Genomic DNA, 24,691 nt, shown 5'->3' with positions numbered 1-24,691 from the left:
GGGCAAGGACTACCTCCTGGCCTCCTCCCCCCGCCCCGGGAGGGACAGGGAGGCCGCGGGCCACCCCCACCAGAAGCCCGTGCGGGTCATGGGCTGGCTGGTGGAGCTGGCCTCGAGGCCCGGCGAGGTGGTCTTGGACCCCTTCATGGGCTCGGGCTCCACCGGGGAAGCGGCCTTGCAGCTGGGGCGGGGCTTCATCGGGGTGGAGCGGGAAGCCTCCTGGTACGAGGTGGCCCAAAAGCGCCTGCAAAACGCCCTTCTTCAGGCCCCCCTCCTCGAGGCCCCCATTGAGGGGTGAGCTGGGCGAAAAGGAGTAGGGCCTAGCCCCAGGGCTAGGCCCTGCCTTTGGTGGGGGCGAGGGGATTTGAACCCCCATCAGCCGGGTTATGAATCCGGCCCCCTGTGCCTTCCGGGAACGCCCCCTCGCCTGGTAGGGGCGGCGGGACTTGAACCCGCGACCTGCGGTTTATAAGACCGCCGCTCTCACCTGCCTGAGCTACGCCCCCAAGGCCCCCTTGCGGACCGTGCCCAACCCCTCCCTGAAGCGCCCCAAAGCGCCTCAGGCCTCGAGGGGTATTCGCTTGCAGACCATAGCCCTAGGGTAGCGGGCCCTCCCCCTTCCGGTCAATGGAAGGCGGAGGAAGCCGACGAAAGGCGGAGGAAGGCGAGGGGAAGGCGGCGCTGGGGTGAAGGAAAACGAAGGAAGCCGACGGGGAGCCGACGGGAAGCGAAGGCTTGGCGTGAGGCGCGATAATGGACTCATGCGCGGCGCTCATCTCCAGCGGGTGCGGCTTCCCCTGCGGGTGCGGCTCAAGCTCTTGGGGGTGGAGGCCCTAGGCCCCGAGGAGGAAAGCCGGATGGTACGGCTACGGGGGCCCGAGCACATGTTCCGGGTCCTCGAGGAGCTCACCCCCAAGGAGCGGGGGGAGGCCATGCTGGCCGGGCTCAAGGCCACGCACTACTGGTTTGACCCCCCGGAGGAGTAGGCGTGAAGCGGCGGGGCGGGAAGGGCACGGGCACGGTCTTCTACGACCGGAGGCGGGGGCGGTGGGTAGCCCAGCTCACCGTGGGCCACGACCCCGCTACGGGCCTTCCCCGAAAGCTCACCCGCGTCTTCCCCACCCGCAAGGAAGCGGAGGCTTGGCGGGTGGAGCAGGCGGCGCGGCTCCACAAGGGCCTCTTGGGCTCGCCGGAGGCCATCACCGTGCGGGAGTGGGCCTCGAGGTGGCTTGAGGGCAAGGCCCAGGAGGTCCGCCCCCGCACCTTAGCCCTCTACCTCCAGGACCTTGGGCATGCCATCCCTTCCCTCAAGGACCCCAAGACCCCGGACCCCTTCGGCTCCTTGCGCCTCCAAGCGGTCCAGCCCTCCCACATCCGGGGGGTGCTGGAAGGGCTGAAGGGGCGGTACAGCCTCCGCACGGTGCGGGCGGTAAGGCAGAGGCTCCACCAGGTCTTTGAAGAAGCTTTGGCCCTCGAGGTCATCGCCCGCAACCCCGTGGACCCGGTGAAGGTGCGGGCGCCCAAGGGAGAGGGACAGGGGAAGGCGGCGAGGGCCTTGGAACCCCACGAGGTGAGCGCCTTCCTCAAGGCCCTGGACCATCACAAGGACCCCCGCACCGCCCTGGCCCTCCGCCTCTGCCTGGCCTGCGGCCTCCGGCGGGGGGAGGTCTTGGGCCTGAAGTGGGAGGACCTGGACCTCGAGGCGGGTATCCTCACCGTACGCCGGGCCTGGACGGAAAACGGCAAGGAGCTCCTCCTGACCGCCCCCAAGACCGCCAAGGGCGGGCGCGCCGTGCCCATCCCTCACCAGACCCTCCAGCGGGTGAAGGCTTACCGGGAGTTGTGGCTTAGGCAGGGCTTCTCCCCCGAGGAGCTTCAGGACAGGTGGGTTTTTCCGAGCCTCGAGGCGGATGGAAGCAGGCCCATCCACCCCCACAGCCTGAACAAGGCCCTGGAGCGCATCCGGAAGGCCCTGGGCCTCCCCCACTTCCGGCTCCACGACCTCCGGCACACCTACGGCTCCTTCCTCCTGGCCAACGGGGCCCCGGTGGAGCTCGTTTCCGAGCGCATGGGCCACGCCAACCCCAACATCACCCTGGCCGTCTACCGGCACCTCCTGGAGGAGGAGCGCCGGGGGTGGGTCCTGGACCCTGAGGACGTGGCGGGGCCTCGAGGGGAGGCCTGAAGGGATAAGCTAACCATTCGCTAACGGCAACACCCCCCGGCCACGCTACCGGGGGGTGAAGCTTTGCCTTCCCTTGCTGGTGGCGGCGGTGGGACTCGAACCCACGACACCACGATTATGAGGTGGCTCCAGGCTAAAACAATGCCACACCCTGACCCACAAAAACATTGTTCTAAAAGCGGTTCCTTACACTTTCACACACATTGGAACACCTCCGGTTTAGGGTCATTTTTTGGGGTCGTGTGACTTTTTTTGGGTCAGATTTGGGGTCAAAGTGGTTGCCTGGGGGTACTAAATGTTGTAGGGCACGCTTGATGGTATAACAATATGTGGTATAGTGTTGGGTGATGGATAAGATGCTGGTTCGCAGCTGGCGCCAGTTGCAAAACACGCGCCGCGCCCACCAGCTCGCTGTCGCAAGAGTTTTGCAGTCTCAGCACAAAATTAAAACCGTGGTGGCGGCAGAGCCGGGGATACGCCGGGTGCGATTCTCGCCCATGGCTCTACAAATGCTGGTCCATTCGTGCTTTCCCTCGCCCAAAAAGACCGTGTTCCACAGTCCGTGGTCAGCACTTTTTTGGAGTCTATTACGCCGCCATGAATTTTTGGTTCGGGGCGATATACTCCGATTATTCGTCAGGGAGTATACCGGTTCGGGCTTTGTAGAGGCGGAGTGCGAATATCTGATAGACTATGACGATATCCAACACACTAGGCATTGTATATTGCATTTACATGCAGAGGCATTTCATACCTACATGATGCAATTAGCATCGATCTGGCTGGGAAAATTGGGCCAGCCGGTGGCGGCGTTTATTGTTATTTTGCTTGGTACACGGATTAATATAATGTCGCTATCCGCATGGTACGTCACCCACGATGAACACCCACCCCCACCCGAACCGCTAGTACTAATCCCAACAATCCAACCTAACGCACCCTCGGTCTAACGCTGTAGGCGACGGGTTTTATCCCGTGATGGCTACAGGCTAGGCCGGTTATTCCGGCCTCCGTACAAACGGAGGTTTGCTCGTGCAGGACAACAAAAAACTCGCTTACTCCCGCCGGGAGGTGGCAGAGCTTCTTGGTATCCACCTCAACACCGTCGACCGATACATTCGGCAAGGCGCGATTCCAGCTCGCAAACTCGGCAACCGTTGGCTCATCCCCGCTGCGGCTCTGCACGCGTGGCTCGAGGGTAAAGATGTACAGACCCCCGCCGGGCAGGGCGGGGAGCGTTAGGGGTGTGCTATGCGCCGCTTCACTAATTATAGCACCCCCGAACCCGAGGTGCTGCTCACGCGGCTGGCTATCGTCCACTCCGCCGGACAGGGTAGGTGGCTGGCTACCTGCCCGGCTCACGGTTCGGGCAAAAACAAGGCCCTCTCGGTTGCCCTCAAGGGCGATAGGTTGCTGCTTTACTGCTTCGGTGGTTGCACGCCTGACGCGGTACTCTCGGCTGTCGGGCTCACCTGGCGGGATTTGTACTCGAGGGAGAACAAGCCCTGGGAGGCCCACTGCTACCGCCCGGTAGCCCCTGAGCGGCCTACAGCCCCCACTGAGGCCCGCGAGAAGTGGGAGCGTTGGTGGGCATCCGCAACGCCCAATCACCCCCTGCTCAAGACCTACCTACGTGCTCGAGGGCTGAGCATCACCCCACCCCCTAGCTTGCGGCTGGCCTTATGGGGAGAGCAACCGGTGATGCTCGCCCGCGTCCTGGATGCCAGGGGTGAGCTTTGCGGTATGCACCTAACCGTACTGCTGCCCGATGGCTCGGGACGGGCGAGCAAGCGCTTAGCGAGGGGTTCACACCCCTTGGGTGGGAGCATCCGACTCTTCCCCTTCGAGGCCAGTAAACCCCTGGCCCTGGCCGAAGGCATCGAAACCGCCCTTGCCGTCAGGGAGGCCACCGGCTGGGCTACGTGGGCCTGTGTGAGCGCTGGTGGGCTGGCGGCTGTGGAGCTACCCCTCGAGGCCCGCGAGGTGGTGGTAGCCGCCGACCACGATAGGGCCGGGCTCGAGGCCGCTAACGCCCTGGCCCGTAGGTTGCTCTCGGAAGGCCGAAGGGTGCGGCTGGCTACTCCACCGCAGGCCGGGGCAGATTGGCTGGACATGCTGGGGGGTGTGGCATGACCGCCCGTGACCTGCTGAGCAATGCCCCCGAGGTGGGGCTTGAGGAAGTCTGGCCCGAACCGGAAGCGCTGGACGGGCTGGAGGTTCCCACCCTTCCGAGCTTCGATGCGTTGAAGCTGCTCCCTCAACCGCTGGGGCCCTGGGCAGTGGATACCGCCGAGCGAATGAACGCACCGGTGGAGTTTACCGCTACCGCTGCGCTTGTCGCCCTGGCTGGGGTGGTAGGCAACCGCGTGTTGGTAGCCCCCGACCCCGAGGCTGACCCTGATTGGCTCGAGGCCGGCAACCTGTGGGGGCTTTTGGTGGGAGAGCCGGGAAGCAAAAAGTCCCCGGTAATGGAGCGGGCCTTTGCCCCCTTGCACGCGATTGAGGCTGAACTGCACCGGGAGAATCAACGAGCGCTGGACGAGTGGGAGATAGACCGCAGAACCCGCAAGAAGGGTGACCCGGTGACCGAGGACGACCTGCACCCCCCGGCTGAGCGGGCCCTGCTTTGCCACGACATCACGCCGGAGAAACTCGCCGACCTGCTCGAGCACAACCCCTCGGGACTGGTCACCTTCCAGGATGAGCTACTCGGGTTGGTGGCATCCTGGGAGCGGCCGGAGAAAAGCGGGGAGCGGCAGTTTTATCTCAAGCTCTGGAACGGGCTTAGCCCCCACACGGTGAAGCGCATCAAGCGAGGCAGTCACTACCTGCCCATGTGCACCCTATCTTTGATTGGCGGGACGCAACCTGGCCCCCTGCGCCGCTACATCCTCGAGGCCGCCAAAGGCTGGAACAATGACGGGTTGCTGCACCGCTTCCAACTGCTCGCGGTGAGCGAGTTAGGCGAATACCGCCGGGTAGTAAAGTCACCAAACACGCTACAAGCGGATTACAGCGCTTTGCTGTACAACCTGTGGCAGATTACCACCCACGGCTTGAGCTACCCCCAGGTAGAACTACGCCCTGGCATCACCCGCCCGGTGATGACCTTTGCCCCCGAGGCCCAAGAGCTGTACCTGCAATGGCAAGAGCAGACCGCCAGGGAGTCCCGTCAAGCAAGCACCCCAACCCTCAAGCGCTCGCTGCTCGAGAAGCAAGGGGGGCTGGTGGCAAAGCTGTCTATGTTGCTTGAGCTTGCCGGACGGTGGGGGGACTCAGGACGCGAGGCAGTGGAGGATTCGCGCCACCACATCCGCCCGCTAAGCACCGCCCGCGCTATCGCCCTAGCTAACCTGTACCGCGACCACGCCCTGTACACCTGGTGGGAGGCCATCCGCCCGGAGATTCAAGGGGCTCACGCCCTCGCTAAGCGCATCCTCGAGCGCACCCAGACCAGGAGCGCTTTCACCTACGAGCGCTTCACCGTCCGGGACATCCTGCGGGGCAACTGGAAGGGACTAACCGACCCTGGCGCGGTTGAGCGGGCTTTGGGCGAACTAGAAGCTAGGGGGTGGCTACGCCGGGACGGTAAAGCCTGGATTCCCAACCCCCGATTGTGGGAGGGTAGCCATGCCTAACCTCACCGACCCCCATCAAGCCCTCGAGCTTGTGCACGCTCTACTCTCCAAAAACACTGACACACTGACGCTAGGGGCAGAAAACACGTCCAGGACGGGGCAAACGAGCGTCAGTGTGCACACTGACACCGCACTGACGGTCACTGACACCACCCCCCCTGCGTCAGTGAGTGTCAGTGTGCCGTCAGTGCATACACTGACGGTCACTAACGCCGTACAGGACGAGGAAAACCCCTCAAGTGTCAGTGCGTCAGTGCATTTTCTAGGTAAAGAGATGCCAACCCGTGACCCCGACCCCTCGGGGTGCCCTGTCCACTGGCAACGGGTACCGGAGTTGCCCCCCCGAGGCTCAAGGGTGGCCGTGGTGGACGAGGGGGGGTTCGGGAACCTGTACCGCTTCAAGGTTGCCGGCAGGTGGTATTTGATAAAGTTTTTGCCCCCCTTCAGCGGCACGGTGTCTGTAACCGACCCGGAAGGGAAGGTGCGGGTGTTGGCTTCCCTCGAGGAGGCCGCACGGCTCCTGCAATGAGACCTACCAGAGACATGTCTCCGAGGAACCTCCTGTCTCCTGTTTCCTCAGTCCCGGTTTCCGTGTTTCCTGTTTCCGTCCACGGTCTACTGTTTCCTGTTTCCTCTGTTCAGCGTCTACTGTCTCCTGTTGTTTCCACCGTCCACCGTCCACGGTTTCCGTCCACCGTCCACGGTCTACTGTTTCCAGTGTTCACCCTTCGTAAACACCCCCCTGTTTATTCTGTCCTGGACGGGATTTCCACAGTCCACGGTAATACCAATAACCCCGCCAGGGCTGGCGGGGTGTGGGTTCGTTCTACGGGGCCTTGGGGTTGGGTGTCTACTGTCCACTGTTTCCTGTTTCCTCTGTCCACGGTGTACACAGTTCACGGTTTCCTCTCCCCCCGTTCACCGTCCACGGTTTCCGGTTCTGTGTCCACAGTCCACAGTTTCCACTGTCCACGGTTTCCGGTTCACAGTTTCCACTGTCCACTGTCTACGGTGTACACCGTCCACGGTTTCCAAACCGTCACTTGTTCTTTTCCTTCTCCTCTTCCTCCATCCTTTTTCTCCAGCGCTCCCACTTCAGATCCCAGACCGAGCGCTTGGGGGTGTCTCCGGGTGTCTCCTCGGGTGTTTCCTCGGATGTTTCCACAGGCTCCGGGGTAGACACCCCTCCCTGGGACTGTAGATCGCGGGCGGCCAGGGTGGCCTGGAGGAGCCGGGGCGGACGCAGGTGCTTGCGAATGTCGGCATCCTGCCGGGCGATCTGATCCATCTGCGCCCCGTAGAGGACGAGGCGAATCTGATCGATTTCCGAGCGCAGGATGTCCACCTCCTCCCTCAGGTAGCCCACCAGGGCCAGGAGGGGGTCGAGGGCCTCGGCCTGCTCCAAAAGCCGCTCTAAGGACTTGTAGATCCGCTCGCGGTCGTCGGGGGTGAGCACCGCACCCCCTTTGAGCAAGTGGAAGGCGTCCTTGTAGGAAGCCGCGCGGCCCGAGGCCACCAGATCCCGCGCCTCGCGGATGCGGTCGGCGGCCTCGGCGGGAACCCGGATGACGCGGTTATGGCGGGGCAGGCGACCATAGACCTGCTCGTACATGTGGATGACCTTATAGGTCGCCCGCTCCCCGAGACCTAGCAGAGGAGCTAGCGAGGCGGTGTTCATTCCGTTCATAATAGTAATCATAGGAGGGTGAGCATCTCAGTGCAACAGAGGTGGAAAGAGAGCGCTTTAAGCTCGAGGGGAAAGAGATAAAAAGAAGTGTATATGACGTTCGTGAACTGTATGAACAAAGTAAAAAGTGCTTTAGGTGTGTTTGGGAAACGACAAAAGAGGTTTGTACTGTACTGTGCGTTCGTCACTTTCCGTCGGAACCTCCCACTGTTCCCCCCTCGAGACCTGGGGGTTCAGACCGTTCACGAGATGGGCGGATGCACCCGCGCGTGCAGCTGAAGCCTGAGTCTTTATATCCTTCCCGCACCCCGATCCAGGAGGTATTTCTTGGCGAAGCGAAAGAACCCCGTAGAAACCGCCCAGGCCAGTTCTGCCACGGTAGGTTATGAAGCCCAGCTTTGGCAGATGGCCGACGCCCTGCGCGGCAGCATGGACGCCGCCGAGTACAAGCACGTGGTGCTCGGCCTCATCTTCTTGAAGTACATCTCCGACGCCTTCGAGGAGCACCACGCCCGCCTCGAGGCCGAACGTGCTCAGGGCGCGGACCCCAAGGACCCCGACCTGCCTGCGTCCCGCGGACAGGCAGGAGGGGCGCGGCAGGCAGGCGAGTACCGGGCGGATAACATCTTCTGGCTGCCGCTTGAGGCCTGCGGGAAGCACCTTCGGGAGGGCAAGCGCTGGAAGTACGGCGTGCCGCTGGCGTTCGTAATGTACCGTCCCTTCTGGAGGAAAGATTGACATGGAAAACGGTCAACTCACCTGGATCACCAATTTCATCTGGGGCATCGCCGATGATGTCCTCCGCGACCTGTACGTACGCGGCAAGTACCGAGATGTCATTCTCCCCATGACCGTGATCCGCAGGCTTGATGCGGTGCTGGAGCCCACCAAGCAGGCTGTGCTCGAGATGAAAGCTTCGCTCGACAAAGCGGGCATCGTGCACCAGGACGCTGCTTTGCGTCAGGCTGCCGGACAAGCGTTTTACAACACCTCGCCTTTCACCCTGCGCGACCTCAAGGCACGCTCGAGCCGGCAACAGCTGGAGGCGGATTTCCGTGCCTACCTCGATGGCTTCTCGCCCAACGTGCAGGAGATCATCGACAACTTCGAGTTCCGCAACCAGATTTCGCGTCTGGCCAGAGCCGACGCCCTGGGCGCGCTCATCGAGAAGTTCCTCGACCCGTCCATCAACCTGAGTCCTGATCCAGTGCTCAACGACGACGGTACCGTCCGGCTGCCGGGCCTCGACAACCATGCCATGGGCACCATCTTCGAGGAGCTGGTGCGCCGTTTTAACGAGGAAAACAACGAAGAAGCTGGCGAGCACTGGACCCCGCGCGATGCCGTCCGGCTCATGGCCCGCCTGATCTTCGAGCCGATTGCCGACCGGATCACCGACGGCACCTACCTGCTCTACGACGGCGCCTGTGGCACCGGCGGGATGCTCACGGTGGCCGAGGAAACCCTCCTGCATCTGGCCAAAGAGCGGGGCAAACAGGTCTCGGTGCATCTTTTCGGGCAGGAGATCAACGCCGAAACCTACGCCATCTGCAAGGCCGACCTGCTGCTCAAGGGCGAGGGCGAGGCCGCCGACAACATCGTGGGCGGCCCCGAACATTCCACCCTCTCCAACGACGCTTTCCCCGGCCGCACCTTCGACTTCATGCTCTCCAATCCGCCCTACGGGAAGAGCTGGAGAAGCGACCTGGAGCGCATGGGCGGTAGGTCTGGCATCAAGGATCCGCGCTTTGTTGTGCAGCACCGGGGCGAGGAGCTGTCGCTGATCACCCGCTCCAGCGACGGGCAGATGTTGTTTTTGGCGAATATGCTCTCCAAGATGAAGCACGACACCCCACTCGGCAGCCGCATCGCCGAGGTGCACAACGGCTCGTCGCTGTTTACGGGGGATGCCGGCCAGGGGGAGAGCAACATCCGCCGCTGGATCATCGAGAACGACTGGCTCGAGGCCATCGTGGCCCTGCCGCTCAACATGTTCTACAACACCGGTATTGCCACCTACATCTGGGTGCTCACGAACCGCAAGCCCGAGCACCGCAAAGGCCGCGTGCAACTCATCGATGCCACGCAGTGGTATAAGCCCCTGCGCAAGAACCTGGGCAAGAAAAACTGTGAACTTTCCGAAGAAGATATCCGCCGCATTGTCGATACCTTCATCAAATTCGAGGAGACCGAGCAGTCCAAGATCTTCCCCAATGCCGCGTTCGGCTACTGGAAGGTGACGGTCGAGCGCCCCCTGCGCCTGAAGGGCATCGATCCCGAGCGCACCTACACCCCCAAGGAGATCAAGTCGCTTCTGGAAAAGGCCGAGCGTGCCGACGATGCGCCACCAGTCATCAAGAAGATTCACCAACCCGGCACCGCCCCCGATCCGCTGCGCGGCCTGTTCGAGGCCACCATTCAGGGCAAGACGCGCGTGGTGGAGTACGAGCCGGACACAGAACTGCGGGACACCGAGCAGATCCCCTTCCTCGAGTGCGCCGCCTGCCATGCGCCCGGCTACCTGCCGAGCAAAGAGGACGAGCGCACAGCCATCGAGGCCTTCTTGCACCGCGAAGTGCTACCCTACGCGCCAGATGCCTGGTACGATCCAGAAAGCATCAAGGTGGGCTACGAGATCAACTTCAACCGCTATTTCTACAAGCCCAAGGCCCTGCGGCCGCTAGAGGAAATCCGCGCCGATCTTTTGGCGGTGGAGAGGGAGGCCGAGGGGTTGTTGGCGGAGATTTTGGGAGGGCGCGGCTAATGGCGACGCAGCGGTATTCTGTCACCCCGCACCCTATTGAAACCTTGTTGGCCTGGGTGAAATCAGGCGAGATCGCCATCCCGGAGATTCAGCGTCCTTTCGTGTGGGACTCGACCAAGGTGCGTAATTTCATTGATTCGCTCTACCAGGGTTACCCGGTGGGCTACCTAATTGCCTGGCGCAATCCCAACGTCAAACTCAAGGACGGTACCACCTCAGCGGGAAAGCGCATCCTCATCGATGGTCAGCAGCGAGTAACAGCGCTGATGGCGGCCGTGCTTGGTCATGAAGTGCTGGCGAAAGACTATGAGACGGTGCGTATCCGCATCGCCTTCCACCCTGTCGAGGAGCGCTTTGAGGTTCACAACCCCGCTATCGCAAAGGATAGGGCATGGATTGCCGACATCAGCCGCCTATTCGTACCCGATGCTTACCTTGGTGATTTTGTCGATGATTATATTACGCGTAATCCCGAGGCCGACCGAAAGCAAGTTGGCCGAGTACTCGAACGTCTAAAGAAAATTGTCAATAACCATATCGGCTTGATCGAACTTGCAGAGGATCTCGACATCGAGACCGTAACCGAGATCTTCATTCGTGTGAACTCTGCCGGCGTCGAACTCTCCCAGGCAGACTTCGCCATGTCCAAGATCGCGGTTAACGAAAAGTACGGCGGCAATCTACTACGCAAAGCAATTGACTATTTCTGCCACCTCGCGGTCGCTCCGGAGTTCGCATCGAAGATCGAAAAGAATGATCCCCTCTTCGTTGCCAGCGAATTCTGGCCGAAGATGAAGTGGCTTAAGGATGTCAACGACGACCTCTACGACCCCACATACACCGATGTGCTGCGCGTGGCCTTTACCTTTCAGTTTGGCAGAGGTAAGCTGCAGGATTTGGTGGCACTACTCTCGGGACGCAATTTCGAAACCCGCGAGTACGAGGAATCCATCGCCGAGGAATCCTTTGCGAAATTGAAGGCCGGTATCGAGGCCTTCATGAACAAGACCCACTTCGAGCGCTTGACCATGATCCTGCGCTCGGCGGGCTTTGTGACTTCTGACTTAATCACGAGCCGGAATGCGGTCAATTTTGCCTACATCCTCTACCTGCGGGGACGGGCCGAGGGCCTGCCCGCTGACGAGCTGGAGCGGCTGGTGCGGCGCTGGTACGTGATGTCCATCCTCACCGGACGTTATACCGGTAGTCCCGAGTCCGCCTTTGATCAGGACATACGCCAAATGGCAAGCCGAGGCATTAAGCAGTACGTCGCAGCGGTCATCGAAAGCGAGTTGCCCGAGAGTTTCTGGACAGGGGTGCTGCCCCAGCACATGGATACATCTTCGTTGCAAAGTCCGTACTTCATCGCCTATCTGGCCGCCCAGGCGCGCCTTGGCGACAGGGGTTTCCTCTCTAGGGACATCACCGTCCGGGATCTCCTGCTCAACCGTGGCGACAAGCATCACATTTTCCCGCGCCGGTACCTACAACAGCAGGGGCTGAACCGAGGCCGCTACAACCAGATCGCCAACTTCGTTATGGCACAAAGCGAAATCAACATCGCCATCGGCGACAAGCCGCCGCAGGTCTACTTTAAGGAGATTGCCGAACAGGTGAACGGCGGCCCCAAGCGCTACGGCGGCATCACCGACCCGGATACCCTGCGGCAAAACTTCGAGGAGAACTGCCTGCCGATAAGCCTCATGGATGGCCAGGTGCCGGACTACGAAACATTCCTGGCTGAGCGGCGACGGCTCATGGCCCTGCGCATCAAACGCTGGTTCGAGGTGCTCGGATGATCGAAGGACTTAAACCCTATCCCGCTTACAAAGACTCCGGCGTGGAGTGGCTGGGAAAGGTGCCGGCACACTGGGAAGTTCGGCGTTTGAAGAGGATTTGTCGACTTGCGTACGGAGACGCACTCGCTACGAACGTACGACAAGATGGGCCGGTGCCTGTCTATGGTTCCAACGGACGTGTGGGGACTCACTCCATAGCCAACACGAAGGCACCCTGCATTGTAATTGGCAGAAAGGGATCGTTCGGTAAAGTCAATCTGTCTTGTGAGCCTGTGTTCGCAATTGACACTACCTTCTTTGTAGATTCACGTTTCACGACGGAAGAGATTCACTGGCTTTACTATTTACTTGAGTGGCTACGGCTTGATGAGTTATCAAAGGACTCTGCTGTACCGGGCCTTGACCGAGAAGATGCATACAAGAGGATTGCCGCAGTTCCGCCTCTCCCCGAACAAACCGCCATCGTGCGGTTTCTGGACTGGGCGGAGCGGCGGATTCTGCGGGTGATCAGGGCGCGGCAGCGGCAGATTAAGCTGCTGGAGGAGTACAAGCAGGCCCTTATCCACCAGGCCGTTACCGGCAAGATCGACATCCGCACCGGCCAACCCTATCCGGCCTACAAGCCCTCCGGTGTGGAGTGGCTGTGCGAGGTGCCGGCGCATTGGGAGATTTTGCCCTTGAAGTGGCTTGCGAAGTGCTACCGGAACGGAGCGACCCCTCCAACAACCAAGAACTTTTATTACATGGGAGGAACTATTCCGTGGTATAGCCCTTCGAGTTTTGACTCGGGCGAGATAGTTTCTGCTCCTATTCGTTTCGTTTCAAATGCTGCCATTGAAGACGGTGTGGCTAGACTAATCCATGGTCCTGCATTGTTAGTTATCGTTATTGGCGCAACTGCAGGACGAATGACCCTGATGGAACAAGATGGGACGACAAATCAACAAATTACAGCTTTTGAACTTCCTTATGATTGGAAGACGTGTGTATTTCTTCTGAGACAACTGCGGTTTAGTGAATCATGGCTCCGCGAAAACGCTTCAACTGCGACAATTCCGATTCTTAATACGAATATCGTGACCCATTTACCGTGTTTATTGCCCCCGCCTAAAGAAAGGTGTGCTATCGTCGAATACCTCGACGCCCAAACCGCCAAGATCGACGCTGTCATCGCTGCCGCCCGCCGCGAAATTGAACTGCTGCGCGAATACCGCGAGCGCCTCATCGCTGATGTGGTCACCGGCAAGGTGGATGTGCGCGAGATAGCGGCACGGTTGCCGGAGGAGCCGCTCGAGGAGGGGGCAGAGCTTGCTGCCCTGGACGAGGCGGAGACGTTGGCCGGTGGTGGTGAGGATGAAGAGAATTTGGGTCTCGGTGCGGTTGAAGAGGAGGTGGAGGCTTGAACCTGGTGCCCGCTCAGCCACGGATTTACCACATCACCCATGTGGACAACCTGCCATCCATTATCCAAGCGGGTGGCTTGTGGTCCGATGCGAAAATGATGGGGCAAGGCGGGCCAGCGGCATCCATCGGTTTTAACCACATCAAGCAGCGCAGACTAAGGCTGCCGGTAAAGTGTCACCCGGGCGATTACGTCGGCGACTATGTGCCGTTCTATTTTTGTCCGCGTTCGATCATGCTGTACGTGATCCACTGCGGCAACCAACCAGAACTCACATATCGAGAGGGGCAGGAGCCAATCGTGCATCTCGAGGCCGATCTGCGAGAGGTTGTAAGCTGGGCTGACTCGCAGGGCCGACGCTGGGCCTTCAGCCTCTCCAATGCTGGGGCGGCCTACACGGAATTTCGCAACCGGCTGGATCATCTCGATGAAATCAACTGGGAGGCGGTCGCAGCAACAGACTTTCGCGACCCGGTGGTCAAGGATAGCAAGCAGGCCGAGTTCCTGGTGCACGAGTTTTTTCCATGGTGGCTGGTGCGGCGTGTCGGGGTGCGTTCGCAGAAGATATACTACCGTGCGTCACAGGCGTTGGCGTCCGCACAGCACAGGCCGCTTCTTGAAGTCATCCCGAGTTGGTACTATTGAGAGGGGGAGGCTTTATGATCCGCTACGTGCGGGGCGATATTCTCGGGGCTGAGGCCGAGGCCATCGTCAACACCGTCAACTGCGTGGGCGTGATGGGCCGCGGCATCGCGCTGCGGTTCAAGGAGGCGTTCCCAGACAATTACAAGGCCTATGCTGCCGCCTGCCGCCGTGGCGAGGTTCAGCCCGGCCGCATGTTTGTGTTCGACACAGGCCGCCTCACCACGCCTCGGTACATCATCAACTTTCCCACCAAGCGGCACTGGCGGGGTAAAAGCCGCATTGAGGACATCGAGGCTGGGCTGGCCGCTCTGGTAGAGGAGATTCGTTCCCGCCGCATCCGCTCCATCGCCATCCCGCCTCTGGGCAGCGGGCTGGGCGGGCTCAACTGGGCTGAGGTGCGACCGCGCATCGAGAACGCCTTGGCGGACTTGCCGGAGGTGGAGGTGACTATCTTTGAGCCATGGGATTCGCTGGGCGACGGCCGCGCCAACCGATCCACCCCTGTTCCCAAGATGACAGCGGGCCGCGCCGCACTGGTGGGCCTGATGAACCGGTATCTCGCCGCGCTCCTCGATCCGACCATCACCTTGCTCGAGGTGCACAAGCTGATGTACCTCCTACAGGCAGCGGGCGAGCCGCTGCGCTTGCGCTACGTGAAGGCCCCCTATGGACCCTATGCGGAGAATTTGCGCCACGTGCTGCGGACGATAGAGGGTCACCTGATCGCGGGCTACGCCGACGGGAGGGACTCTCCAAACAAACCGTTGCGCCTGGTTCCCGGCGCGGTGCGCGATGCCGAAAGCTTCCTGATGTCCCATCCGGCCACGCAGGAACGCCTTGAGCGGGTTGTTCAGTTGGTTGAAGGGTTTGAGACACCACTGGGGCTGGAACTGCTCACTACGGTGCATTGGGTGATCGTGAAGGAAGGTGCCCGCGAGCTGAAGGACGTTGTGAAACAGGTACAGGTCTGGAACCAGCGCAAGAGGCAGTTCACCCCGGCTCAGATCGAACTTGCTGCTCAGCGGTTGCACGAACAGGGATGGATTGACGGGTGATACGCTGAGGTGAGGCAATGAATCATCACGAAAAAGATAGGGGGAGAAAGCCGGTAAACAAGCCTGCCTTGCCCCCTCGTGTTGAGTACCTGAAAGTACAGAACTTTCGAGTCCTGCGGGACGTGGAGTTCAACAATCTCTCACCGCTCACCGTCTTGCTTGGACCCAATGGCAGCGGGAAATCCACAGTGTTCGACGTGTTTGCTTTTCTGGCGGAGTGCTTCGAGATGGGGCTGCGCCGGGCGTGGGACAAACGCGGGCGCGCAAAAGAACTCCGGTCACGCGATGCCGAAGGTCCGATCACCCTCGAGATCAAGTATCGGGAACCTGGTTACCCGCTGATTACCTATCACCTGAGCGTAGATGAGAAGGGCGGCAGCCCCGTTGTCGTGGAAGAGTGGTTACAGTGGCGACGCGGCCCGCGCGGCAAACCGTTCCGATTTCTGGATTACCGCGAGGGCAAAGGCCGAGCGGTCAGTGGCGAATTGCCTGACGAGAAAGATCAGCGCGTTGACATTCCCCTAAAGAGTGCTGATTTGCTGGCGGTCAATGCCTTGGGGCAGTTCGAGGAACATCCGCGTGTGGCCGCGTTGCGTGACTTCATCACCGGTTGGTATGTTTCCTATCTTTCGGCGGACAGCGCACGGGGGCAACCCGAAGCTGGCCCTCAGGAACGGCTGTCGCGCACCGGCGACAACCTGGCTAACGTGATCCAATACTTGTCAGAGCAACATCCGGATCGGCTGGAAGAAATCTTCGAGGCGTTGCGTCGGCGTGTCCCTCGCATCGAGAAGGTGCTTTCTGAGACGATGCCGGATGGCCGGTTGCTGCTCCAGATTAAGGACGCGCCGTTTTCGCACCCGGTGCTCGCCCGCTTCGCTTCGGATGGGACGCTGAAAATGCTCGCCTACCTGGTGCTTCTGTACGATCCTACGCCGCCACCCTTCATCGGTATTGAGGAGCCGGAAAATTTCCTGCACCCGCGCCTCTTGCCCGAACTTGCGGAGGAATGCCGGAAAGCTAGCGAACGGACGCAACTCCTTGTTACCACGCATTCGCCCTTCTTTCTCAATGCCCTCCGTCCTGAGGAGGTGTGGGTGTTGTGGCGGGATGAGCAGGGGTACACGCGAAACAAACGGGTTGCGGACATCGAAGGCGTGGCAGATTTTGTCCAGCACGGAGCCCTGTTGGGACATCTCTGGATGGAAGGGTACCTGGGCGTTGGCGACCCGCTCGTCAACGAAGGAATGCCGTCGATTCCAGTGCAGGGAGGCAGGCCATGATGACCTTGCATTACGAAATTCTCGTGGAAGAGCCGTCCATGGAGGCCTTCCTGCAGGGCTTACTCCCCCGATTGCTGCCCCAAGACCGGACCTTTGCCATTCATCCATTTCAGGGCAAGGAGGACTTGCTCACCAAGCTGGAGGCGCGACTCCGCGGATACGCAGCATGGTTGCCTCAGGACTGGCGAATCGTGGTTGTCGTGGATCGGGATGATGACGATTGCCGGCGACTCAAGCAGCGTATGGAAGATATTGCTGCCAAGGTAGGGTTGCGTTCACGCACTCGTTCGCCCTCATGCTGGCAACTGGTGAACCGGATTGTCATCGAGGAATTGGAAGCCTGGTATTTCGCTGCGTGGGATACCGTGTGTGCTGCCTACCCAAAGCTCCCAGCGATCCTACCCCAAAGATATCGCAACTCGGATGCGATAGCTGGGGGAACCTGGGAGGCGTTTGAATGGCTCCTTCAGCGGTACGGCTACTTCAAAGGTGGGCTTGCAAAGATCGAGGTTGCGCGAACCATTGGTCAGAACCTCGATCCGAATCGCTGCCGATCGCCAAGCTTTCAATGTTTTCGCGATGCACTCCTTAAGGCTGTCGGATCAGCCGGACATTGTGACGACAAACCATGAAACCCACCGACATCAGCGAAGCCGGGCTCGAGACGCTGATCTGTCGGGCGCTCACCGGCACCGACTGTGCGCCCCGGCCTGCCGGCTCCCCGGCAGTGATTGCTGAGCCGCCAGCAGCCTACGGCGGCTTGGGCTGGCTGCCGGGTGATCCGGCCGACTACGACCGGGAATATTGCGTTGATCTGGTTCAGCTTGCGGCATTTCTGCGCTCGACGCAGCCTAAGGTGGCTGAAGCGCTCGATCTGGATAACGACGGCCCCACGCGGCGCAAGTTTCTGGCGCGGCTTCAGGGTGAGGTGAGCAAGCGCGGGGTAGTGGACGTGTTGCGCAACGGGATTCAGCACGGGCCGTACCGCATCGAGCTTTTCTACGGCACCCCTTCTCCTGAAAACGAGAAAGCGCGGGTACTGTTTGAGCAGAACCGCTTTAGTGTCACGCGCCAGCTGCGCTATAGCCGCGACGAGACACAGCGGGCACTGGACTTGGCGCTCTTTATCAACGGCCTGCCGGTCTTCACCTTCGAGCTTAAAAACCGTCTGACCAAACAGACGGTGCACGACGCCATCGAGCAGTACAGGCGCGATCGCAACCCGCGTGAGAAGCTCTTTGAACTGGGCCGCTGCGTGGCGCACTTCGCTGTGGACGACAACGAGGTGTGGTTCTGCACCCACCTTCAGGGCAAGGCATCGTGGTTTTTGCCTTTCAACAAGGGGTGGAACGACGGCGCGGGCAACCCACCCAATCCGCAGGGGCTCAAGACCGACTACCTGTGGCGGGAGGTACTCACCCGCGAGAGCTTGACCAATATCCTCGAGCACTACGCGCAACTCATCGAGGAAAAAGACCCCAAGACCGGCAGGAAACGGCGCCGGCAGATCTTCCCGCGCTACCACCAGCTTGATGTGGTGCGAAAACTTTTGGCGGACGCGGCGGCAAACGGTGCAGGCCGACGCTATTTGATCCAGCACTCCGCCGGCAGTGGCAAGTCCAACTCCATCGCCTGGCTGGCCCACCAGCTGATCGGCCTGGCGAAGGATGGCAGGCCTGTCTTCGATTCCATCATCGTGGTGACCGACCGGCGCGTGTTGGATCAGCAAATCCGTGACACGATCAAGCAATTTGCCCAGGTGAACGCTACGGTGGGGCACGCCGAGCGTGCCGGCGACCTCCGGCGCTTCATCCAGAGTGGCAAGAAAATCATTATCACAACGCTGCAAAAGTTCCCGTTTATCCTCGATGAGATCGGCAACGAGCACCGCGGGCGCCGTTTCGCCATCATCATCGATGAGGCGCACTCGAGCCAGGGCGGTCGCACCGCGGCCAAGATGAGCATGGCCTTGTCGGAGGCAGGTAGGGAAGAAGATGACGAGACCTTCGAAGATCAGATCAACCGGCTGATGGAGGCGCGCAAGCTCTTGCCGAATGCCAGCTACTTCGCCTTCACCGCCACCCCCAAGAACAAGACCCTGGAGATATTCGGCGAGCCCGACCCACAGCCCGACGGTACAGTAAAGCATCGCCCGTTCCACACTTACACCATGAAACAGGCCATCCAGGAAGGGTTCATCCTGGATGTGCTGGCCAACTATACGCCGGTGAAGAGCTACTACAAGCTGGTTAAGACCATCGAGGATGACCCGGAGTTCGACGTCAAAAAGGCACAGAAAAAACTGCGCCGCTTCGTGGAGGGCCACGAGCACGCCATCCGGCTCAAGGCCGAGATCATGGTGGATCACTTCCACGAGCAGGTGATCGCCAAGGGCAAGATCGGCGGCCAGGCGCGGGCCATGGTGATCACCGGCAGCATCGAGCGCGCCATTCAGTACTTCCATGCCTTTCAGGCATACCTGGCCGAACGTAAGAGCCCTTACCGGGCGATTGTGGCGTTCTCGGGTGAGCACGAGTATGGCGGCGTCAAAGTCACCGAAGCGAGTTTGAACGGCTTTCCCTCGAATCAGATCACTGACAAGATCCAGGAGGATCCGTATCGCTTTTTGATCTGTGCTGACAAGTTCCAGACTGGCTACGACGAGCCGCTGTTACACACGATGTATGTGGACAAGGTGCTCTCTGGAGTTAAAGCAGTGCAGACCCTTTCGCGCCTCAACCGCGCTCACCCCCAGAAGCACGACGCCTTCGTCCTCGATTTCGTCAACGACCCGGAAACAATCCGGTTGGCCTTCGAGCCCTACTACAAGACGACCATCCTCGCCGACGAGACCGACCCGAACAAGCTACACGACCTTAAGGCCGACCTTGACGGTTACCAGGTGTACGCGCCCGAGCAGGTGGATGAGCTGGTGCGATTGTACCTGGACGGTGCCGACCGCGACCGTCTCGACCCGATCCTCGACGCCTGCGTCGCCACCTACATGGAGCATCTCGACGAGGACGATCAGGTGGACTTCAAGGGCAAAGCCAAGGCATTCCTGCGAACCTATAGCTTCCTCTCTGCAATCCTGCCTTACGCCAACGCCCAATGGGAAAAGCTGTCGATCTTCCTTAACTTCCTCGTGCCTAAGCTTCCAGCGCCTCAAGAGGAGGACCTCTCGAAGGGCATCCTCGAGGCCATTGATATGGATAGCTATCGAGTAGAAAAGCGAGCAACCATGAGGATCGCACTTTCCGATACAGATGCTGAGATCGAACCGGTGCCCATGGCAGGCGGCGGACACAAGCCGGAACCGGAGCTGGAATTGCTTTCCAACATCATCAAGGTTTTTAATGATCAGTTTGGTAACATTCCCTGGACCGATGCTGATCGGGTGCGCAAGCTGATCACCGAGGAGATACCTGCCCGTGTAGCAGCCGACAGCGCGTACCAGAACGCTCGTAAGTACTCCGACAAGCAGAACGCCCGTGTCGAGCACGACAAGGCGCTTTTACGCGTGATGACCGCGCTGCTCAAGGATGACACCGAGCTGTTCAAGCAGTTTAGCGACAACGAGTCGTTCCGGCGCTGGCTGACCGATATGGTATTCGCACTGACCTACAGCGAACCTGGCAGCGCAAGGTAGTCAGTACGACTTCATCGACGGCTTCGCCCGCCACATGCGGGATGCGCTGCCGAACACCTCCTTCATCGGCTTCACCGGCACGCCGATCGAAAAGGCCGACGCCAACACCCGCGCAGTCTTCGGCGACTACATCAGCATCTACGACATCCAGCGCGCGGTGGTGGATGGCGCCACGGTGCCGATCTACTACGAAAGCCGGCTGGCCAAGCTCGCGCTCGACGAATCCGAGCGGCCCCGGATCGATCCGGATTTCGAGGAGGCCACCGAGGGTGAGGAGGTCGAGCGCAAGGAGCGGTTCAAGAGCAAGTGGGCCCAGCTCGAGGCGGTGGTCGGGGCGGAGAAGCTCCTGCACCTCATCGCCCAGGACCCGGTGGGGGTGATGGAAAATCCTGGCCGATAGAGGGCAGTGGCCTACGCTTCTGCCGAAGTCCGATGGTCCTGAATTCATTTGGATAGATACAGTTTTACATGCGAGCACGTGTTAAACTGACTCTATGCCAAGAGGCAGAGTACCCCCACTTGAAGTTCGGCTGCGAGCGCTGGGGGGCCTGACTCCCCTGGAGCCGGGAGAGGTCACGAGTCAGGGACGCTTCAGGAGCGCCCCCGCTGTGGCTAGGGCTTTTCTGTCCCTCGACACCCGCCGCCGTGGCGAGGTAGTAGCGGCTGGCTTACGGGTTCTGGGACTGTTGGAGGTGGAGGATGCCACGACTGACGAACAAACCCCGTAGGCGCAAGGATGGACGCTTCGAGGTGCGCCTGACCATACGCGAGAACGGCGTACCGGTGCAAGTAAGTGTCTACGGGCAGTCTGCCGCTGAAGCCGAACGTAAGGCCCGCGACCTGAAGACCAAGGCCGAGCGGGGCCAGTTCACCCGTGACCGGAGCACCACGGCAGGGTATGCCCGGCTGTGGCTGGAGCGCAAGGCCAAAGAGGTGCGCCCCCGCACTGCTGAACTCTACCGGCTCGAACTGAGCTATGCCCTGCCCTCGCTCCAAGACCCCGAGGCCCGTGACCCCCTGGGCTCGAGGCCCTTGCAGGAGGTGAAGCCCGCCCACATCCGGGAGGTGCTGGATGCCCTGAGCGAGCGCTACTCCACCCGCACCGTGAAGATGGTACGGCAACGCCTGTGGCAGGTATTCCGGGATGCCCTGGATATGGAGCTCGTCTACCGCAACCCGGTTGACCCGGTGCGCATCAAGGCCCCCAGGGGTCAGAGCAAGGCCAAGGTAGGGCGAGCCCTCGAGCCCCACGAGATAGCCGCCCTGCTATCTGCCCTCGACCAGCACAAAGACCCCCGTACCGCCATCGCCCTGCGGCTGATGCTGGCCTGTGGGTTGCGTAGGGGTGAGGCCCTGGGGTTGCAGTGGGGTGACCTCGACCTTGAGGCCGGAACCCTTACCGTCACAAGGGCCTGGACGGATGACGGCAAGCGCGGGGTGTTGACCCTACCCAAAACCCTCACCTCCACCCGCACCGTGCCGATTCCTCACGCCACCCTGGAGCGGCTGAAGACCTACCGCATCTGGTACACCGAGCGGCTGGGAGCCCCCGAGCCGGATAGCTGGCTGCTGCCTGGCAACGACCCGAGCAAGCCGCTCAATCCCCACGCGCCTAACTGGGCCTTGAAGCGCATCACCGAGCGGCTGGGCATCCCACCCTTGCGGGTGCATGACCTGCGCCATAGCTACGGCTCACACATGCTAGCCAACGGTGCGCCGCTGGAGCTTGTGGCTGAGCGGATGGGTCACGCCAACCCCAACATCACCCTGGGGGTGTACCGGCATGTGCTCGAGCACGAACGCAAGGGGTGGGTCATTGACCCCGAAGACCTGTTAGGCCCCCGCGCCAAAGCGTGAAGTTTATTTGGGTCAAAGTGTAGGGTCAAAGAGAAAACCGGAGTCTGAGCGACTCCGGTTTTTCTCGTCCTGGACTGGTGGCTATGGGCGGACTTGAACCGCCGACACCACGATTATGAGTCGTGTGCTCTAACCATCTGAGCTACATAGCCATGGTTGCAGGGACAGGATTTGAACCTGTGACCTTCGGGTTATGAGCCCGACGAGCTACCAGACTGCTCCACCCTGCGCCGACGCGGACCAACGCCCGCAAACCCAATCTTAGGCGGGACCAAGCGCCCCGTCAAGGCCAATCTCTAGACGGTGGGGCACCGCTTCCTTGAAAGTAACGTGGGGGTTATGTTCATAAGTCACAGGCCCCCCCAAGGGAGCGTCCTAAGATTTGCTCTAGCTCGAGCCCACCGTCACGTTGGCGCCGACGGGAGTTCGCTAAGGAGGTTTTGATGAAACCCAAAGGCTTCACCCTGGTAGAGCTGGCCATCGTCATCGTCATCATCGGCATCCTAGCGGCTATTGCAGTACCGAGGTTCGTGGATATGAGCACCGAGGCCCGCCGGGCCCAGCGCGAGTCCACCGCCGCCAGCGTCCGCTCAGCCTACGCCATCTACCTGGTCAAGAATAGCGGTACCTCTCCCACCTGGACCCAGCTTCTGGCCTACATGGATGCCCCTGCCCAGCTCAAGCTGGGCACGGGGGGTGCGTACTACATGGATTACAACAACAACAACGCCGTGGACACCGGGGAACGCATCGGGTTCCTTTACTCCGACGACGCCTGCGCGACCGCGGTGGCCAACGCCAGCACCCAGATTCGCTGCGTAAGGATCAACCTCAACTGAGCCCTCTTCCACGCGCCCAAAGCCCTATCCGAGGCGCTGGGCGTGTGGGCTTTCTGCCATGCGGGACAAGGGCAGTGCCCTCCTGTATATACTGGCGGCCTTGCTGGTCTTAGCCAGCCTGGCCCTTCCCATCAGCCTGCTCCAGGCTTTGAACGCCGAACAGCACCGCTATGAGGTGGCCCGGATGCAGGCCCGTTACCTTGCAGAAAGCGCCGTTTTCCGCGCAGCCAAGGAGAGCGGCCTTTTCCCTGGGGTGTGGCACTCGGTTGAAGTGATGGGCCGTCCGCTGGGCCGGTACCGCTACTCCCTGTTCCAAATAGTTCCCGGGGGCATCCGCTATGTGGGCGAGGGAGAAACTGCGGGAAGCCCTCTAAACCAGGGCCTCCAGGTGCGGTGGAGGGTCGCGGCCACGTTTTTCGCCGGAAGAATCGCCGCCTGGGAAGAGGCACCCTAGAGGAGGGTCTTGTGCGCAGGGGTTTTACCCTTTTGGAGGTGGCCATAGCCCTTCTCCTCCTTTCCCTGCTGGCCCTGTTCGTGCTCGAGCCCTTCTCCAAAACGCTCGCCGCTGCCCAGGAAACGGAGGCCACAACGCAGGCTCTTGTCAAAGCCCAAGACGCCCTGGAATCCTTCCGGGCCAACCCTCCAACCCCCACAGGTTGCGGCGGCAGTACTCCTCTAAAGGGGGATCTTTCCTACCAGCTTTGCGTGTTCGCCGAGGGAAGCTTGGTAAAGTATGAGGTGCGGGTCTACCGGGGAAGCGATCTGGTCACCGCTTGGGTAACCCACCGGTAAGGGGTAGTGGGAATGCGGCAAAAGAGCAAAGGAATGACCCTGGTAGAAATGGCTGTGGGGATGGCCTTCTTGGGCATTCTGGCCCTGGGGGCATCGCTGCTCTTCGCCCAGATGGCGGAAGGAAGCCTAAAAGCTCAGGAAGAGGCCCAGTTGCAAACCGATCTATTGGCGTTGCGGGCTAAATTGTTGGAGGATACCCTCCCCAGCACAACCCTTCTTTGCGCAGGCCCTCAGGCCAGCCTAACCCCTCCTTCAGGCCCGGTGGTCTATCGCCTAGAGGACGGAAAGATAAAGCGCAACGGGGAGGAAGTCACCCAGCTTTCTGGGTATGGGGGTAGCTTCACCTGCGATGGGCGAACACTCCTCCTTGAGCTCACCTGGAAAGGAAACGACCTGGCCACCCTGCGGGCAACCCGTAGGGTGGGGCTTACCGGAAGCTAGGCGCGGCCCATGTTGCTCCTAACCCGCCACCGGCTCTTGCACCTACAGGGAAAACGGCTGGAAGCCCTCCCCACAGAGGGCTTTTTTGACGAGGAGGGCAGGCCAAGGTACGAAAGACTCTCCCAAGCCCTCAAGAGGACCGGTCAAGGGGCTTACGTAGGCCTGGGTCCAGATTACGCCCTCTTACGGCTTCAGTCCTTCCCGAGCCTCGAGGGCTTCCCCCTGGAGGAAGCCGTCCTGGCCGAGGCGGAACGGAGCCCCCTCTTCGCCGGGGAAGCCCTTCTCGCCGACTACCTACTCGCCGCCCCCGAGGACGAGCGCAGGATGCGGGTCCTCTACACCGCCATGCCCAAGAAGGGGGCCCTCCTCCTAAACCGCCTGCGGCCGAGCCGCCTGGAACCCTTGCCCCTCCTCCTCTGGCGCCACGCCCTCAAACGGAGCGAAGCACGCACCCTTCTGGTCCTGGAAAACCTGGCCCACACCGTGGCCCTCTTTGAGAGGGGGGTGCTCAAGGGCTTCCGCTACCTCACCCAGGAGGCGGACGCCGGCACCGAAGCCCTCTCCGAAGAGGTGGCCCGCTCCCTCGCCCTCTTCGGCCACGCGGGGGAGGTGGAGGAGGCCTGGCTTGTGGGCCTTCCCACCCCACCCCCCGTAC

The 24,691-nt window shown here is 60.9% G+C and carries 24 protein-coding genes, 4 tRNA genes and 1 pseudogene; 24 read left to right on the top strand and 5 right to left on the bottom strand.

Translation table 11 applies throughout. The features are described from left to right. The coding region (locus tag Mlute_RS07025; protein WP_147371043.1) for a site-specific DNA-methyltransferase at positions 1-298 on the top strand (298 nt) is incomplete at its 5' end. A 48-nt stretch (positions 299-346) separates the two neighbouring features. On the opposite strand, the gene Mlute_RS07020 is transcribed toward Mlute_RS07025, so the two are convergent. Beyond that, positions 347-423 (bottom strand) — tRNA-Met (locus Mlute_RS07020). A gap of 5 nt (positions 424-428) precedes the next feature. After that, positions 429-506, bottom strand: a tRNA-Ile gene (locus Mlute_RS07015). A gap of 255 nt (positions 507-761) precedes the next feature. Between Mlute_RS07015 and Mlute_RS07010 the strand changes: the two genes are divergently transcribed. The 7 genes from Mlute_RS07010 (at position 762) to Mlute_RS15450 (ending at position 6,352) form a co-directional block, all read left to right on the top strand. Further along, complete coding sequence (locus Mlute_RS07010; RefSeq protein ID WP_119360013.1) at positions 762-986, top strand: hypothetical protein; 225 nt, start codon at positions 762-764, stop codon at positions 984-986. Between the two features lie 2 nt (positions 987-988). Next, the gene (locus Mlute_RS07005; RefSeq protein ID WP_119360012.1) at positions 989-2,185 is read left to right on the top strand and encodes a tyrosine-type recombinase/integrase; all 1,197 of its coding nucleotides are present in this window, start codon (positions 989-991) and stop codon (positions 2,183-2,185) included. Between the two features lie 347 nt (positions 2,186-2,532). Then, positions 2,533-3,135, top strand: coding sequence for a hypothetical protein (locus tag Mlute_RS15455; RefSeq protein WP_147371042.1), 603 nt, complete (start codon positions 2,533-2,535; stop codon positions 3,133-3,135). An 82-nt stretch (positions 3,136-3,217) separates the two neighbouring features. Beyond that, entirely contained in the window at positions 3,218-3,427 is a 210-nt protein-coding gene (locus Mlute_RS16605; protein WP_407942646.1) for a helix-turn-helix domain-containing protein, read from the top strand. Positions 3,428-3,436: 9 nt separating this feature from the next. Continuing rightward, positions 3,437-4,318 (top strand): toprim domain-containing protein, encoded by an 882-nt coding sequence (locus tag Mlute_RS06995; protein WP_119360010.1) that lies wholly within the window; start codon positions 3,437-3,439, stop codon positions 4,316-4,318. Beyond that, positions 4,315-5,823, top strand: coding sequence for a DUF3987 domain-containing protein (locus Mlute_RS06990; protein ID WP_119360009.1), 1,509 nt, complete (start codon positions 4,315-4,317; stop codon positions 5,821-5,823). The genes Mlute_RS06995 and Mlute_RS06990 overlap by 4 nt, the downstream gene beginning before the upstream one ends. 274 nt (positions 5,824-6,097) lie before the next feature. Next, the gene (locus Mlute_RS15450; protein ID WP_147371041.1) at positions 6,098-6,352 is read left to right on the top strand and encodes a hypothetical protein; all 255 of its coding nucleotides are present in this window, start codon (positions 6,098-6,100) and stop codon (positions 6,350-6,352) included. A gap of 510 nt (positions 6,353-6,862) precedes the next feature. Here Mlute_RS15450 and Mlute_RS06985 read toward each other — a convergent pair. After that, complete coding sequence (locus tag Mlute_RS06985; RefSeq protein ID WP_119360008.1) at positions 6,863-7,510, bottom strand: hypothetical protein; 648 nt, start codon at positions 7,508-7,510, stop codon at positions 6,863-6,865. Positions 7,511-7,837: 327 nt separating this feature from the next. Between Mlute_RS06985 and Mlute_RS16025 the strand changes: the two genes are divergently transcribed. The 11 genes from Mlute_RS16025 to Mlute_RS06925 all read left to right on the top strand — a co-directional run bounded on the left by Mlute_RS16025 (position 7,838) and on the right by Mlute_RS06925 (position 21,964). Next, positions 7,838-8,248 (top strand): type I restriction-modification system subunit M N-terminal domain-containing protein, encoded by a 411-nt coding sequence (locus tag Mlute_RS16025; RefSeq protein WP_245958884.1) that lies wholly within the window; start codon positions 7,838-7,840, stop codon positions 8,246-8,248. A 1-nt stretch (position 8,249) separates the two neighbouring features. Then, the gene (locus tag Mlute_RS06975; protein WP_119360007.1) at positions 8,250-10,274 is read left to right on the top strand and encodes a type I restriction-modification system subunit M; all 2,025 of its coding nucleotides are present in this window, start codon (positions 8,250-8,252) and stop codon (positions 10,272-10,274) included. Further along, positions 10,274-12,073, top strand: a complete 1,800-nt coding sequence (locus Mlute_RS06970; RefSeq protein ID WP_027888412.1) for a GmrSD restriction endonuclease domain-containing protein — start codon at positions 10,274-10,276, stop codon at positions 12,071-12,073. Before Mlute_RS06975 ends, Mlute_RS06970 begins: the two co-directional genes overlap by 1 nt. Next, positions 12,070-13,476: a restriction endonuclease subunit S gene (locus tag Mlute_RS06965; RefSeq protein WP_081698409.1), complete on the top strand. Its 1,407-nt coding sequence runs from the start codon at positions 12,070-12,072 to the stop codon at positions 13,474-13,476. Before Mlute_RS06970 ends, Mlute_RS06965 begins: the two co-directional genes overlap by 4 nt. A gap of 5 nt (positions 13,477-13,481) precedes the next feature. After that, on the top strand, positions 13,482-14,120 hold the full coding sequence (gene darT, locus Mlute_RS06960) for a type II toxin-antitoxin system toxin DNA ADP-ribosyl transferase DarT (RefSeq protein ID WP_241768739.1): 639 nt from the start codon (positions 13,482-13,484) through the stop codon (positions 14,118-14,120). A 14-nt stretch (positions 14,121-14,134) separates the two neighbouring features. Beyond that, the gene (gene darG, locus Mlute_RS06955) at positions 14,135-15,175 is read left to right on the top strand and encodes a type II toxin-antitoxin system antitoxin DNA ADP-ribosyl glycohydrolase DarG (RefSeq protein WP_027888415.1); all 1,041 of its coding nucleotides are present in this window, start codon (positions 14,135-14,137) and stop codon (positions 15,173-15,175) included. Positions 15,176-15,192: 17 nt separating this feature from the next. After that, entirely contained in the window at positions 15,193-16,458 is a 1,266-nt protein-coding gene (locus Mlute_RS06950) for an AAA family ATPase (protein ID WP_043983451.1), read from the top strand. Then, complete coding sequence (locus Mlute_RS06945; protein ID WP_027888417.1) at positions 16,455-17,090, top strand: DUF4276 family protein; 636 nt, start codon at positions 16,455-16,457, stop codon at positions 17,088-17,090. The genes Mlute_RS06950 and Mlute_RS06945 overlap by 4 nt, the downstream gene beginning before the upstream one ends. After that, complete coding sequence (locus Mlute_RS06940) at positions 17,087-20,107, top strand: type I restriction endonuclease subunit R (RefSeq protein ID WP_119360006.1); 3,021 nt, start codon at positions 17,087-17,089, stop codon at positions 20,105-20,107. Before Mlute_RS06945 ends, Mlute_RS06940 begins: the two co-directional genes overlap by 4 nt. Then, positions 20,091-20,507, top strand: coding sequence for a hypothetical protein (locus tag Mlute_RS06935; protein WP_281270852.1), 417 nt, complete (start codon positions 20,091-20,093; stop codon positions 20,505-20,507). The genes Mlute_RS06940 and Mlute_RS06935 overlap by 17 nt, the downstream gene beginning before the upstream one ends. Positions 20,508-20,806: 299 nt before the next feature. Beyond that, positions 20,807-21,964: a tyrosine-type recombinase/integrase gene (locus tag Mlute_RS06925; RefSeq protein ID WP_119360004.1), complete on the top strand. Its 1,158-nt coding sequence runs from the start codon at positions 20,807-20,809 to the stop codon at positions 21,962-21,964. A gap of 75 nt (positions 21,965-22,039) precedes the next feature. Here the strand turns inward: Mlute_RS06925 and Mlute_RS06920 are convergent. After that, positions 22,040-22,116: transfer RNA gene (locus Mlute_RS06920), tRNA-Met, on the bottom strand. Position 22,117: 1 nt separating this feature from the next. Then, positions 22,118-22,194 (bottom strand) — tRNA-Met (locus Mlute_RS06915). 213 nt (positions 22,195-22,407) lie between these two features. Between Mlute_RS06915 and Mlute_RS06910 the strand changes: the two genes are divergently transcribed. From Mlute_RS06910 to Mlute_RS06890, 5 genes and pseudogenes are all read left to right on the top strand, one after another. After that, positions 22,408-22,803, top strand: coding sequence for a type II secretion system protein (locus Mlute_RS06910; RefSeq protein WP_119360003.1), 396 nt, complete (start codon positions 22,408-22,410; stop codon positions 22,801-22,803). A gap of 100 nt (positions 22,804-22,903) precedes the next feature. Next, positions 22,904-23,257, top strand: a complete 354-nt coding sequence (locus Mlute_RS06905) for a hypothetical protein (RefSeq protein WP_245958882.1) — start codon at positions 22,904-22,906, stop codon at positions 23,255-23,257. An 11-nt stretch (positions 23,258-23,268) separates the two neighbouring features. Then, positions 23,269-23,595 (top strand): prepilin-type N-terminal cleavage/methylation domain-containing protein, encoded by a 327-nt coding sequence (locus tag Mlute_RS06900; RefSeq protein WP_119360001.1) that lies wholly within the window; start codon positions 23,269-23,271, stop codon positions 23,593-23,595. A gap of 12 nt (positions 23,596-23,607) precedes the next feature. Continuing rightward, positions 23,608-24,036, top strand: coding sequence for a type II secretion system protein (locus Mlute_RS06895; protein ID WP_119360000.1), 429 nt, complete (start codon positions 23,608-23,610; stop codon positions 24,034-24,036). Positions 24,037-24,045: 9 nt separating this feature from the next. Further along, positions 24,046-24,691, top strand: a pseudogene (locus Mlute_RS06890) (hypothetical protein); the annotation flags it as partial.

It is taken from the genome of Meiothermus luteus (assembly GCF_003574085.1).
GTDB classification, from domain to species: domain Bacteria; phylum Deinococcota; class Deinococci; order Deinococcales; family Thermaceae; genus Meiothermus; species Meiothermus luteus.
The sequence above is the reverse complement of the archived record's forward strand: the minus strand, read 5'-3'. Positions and strand labels throughout refer to the sequence as shown.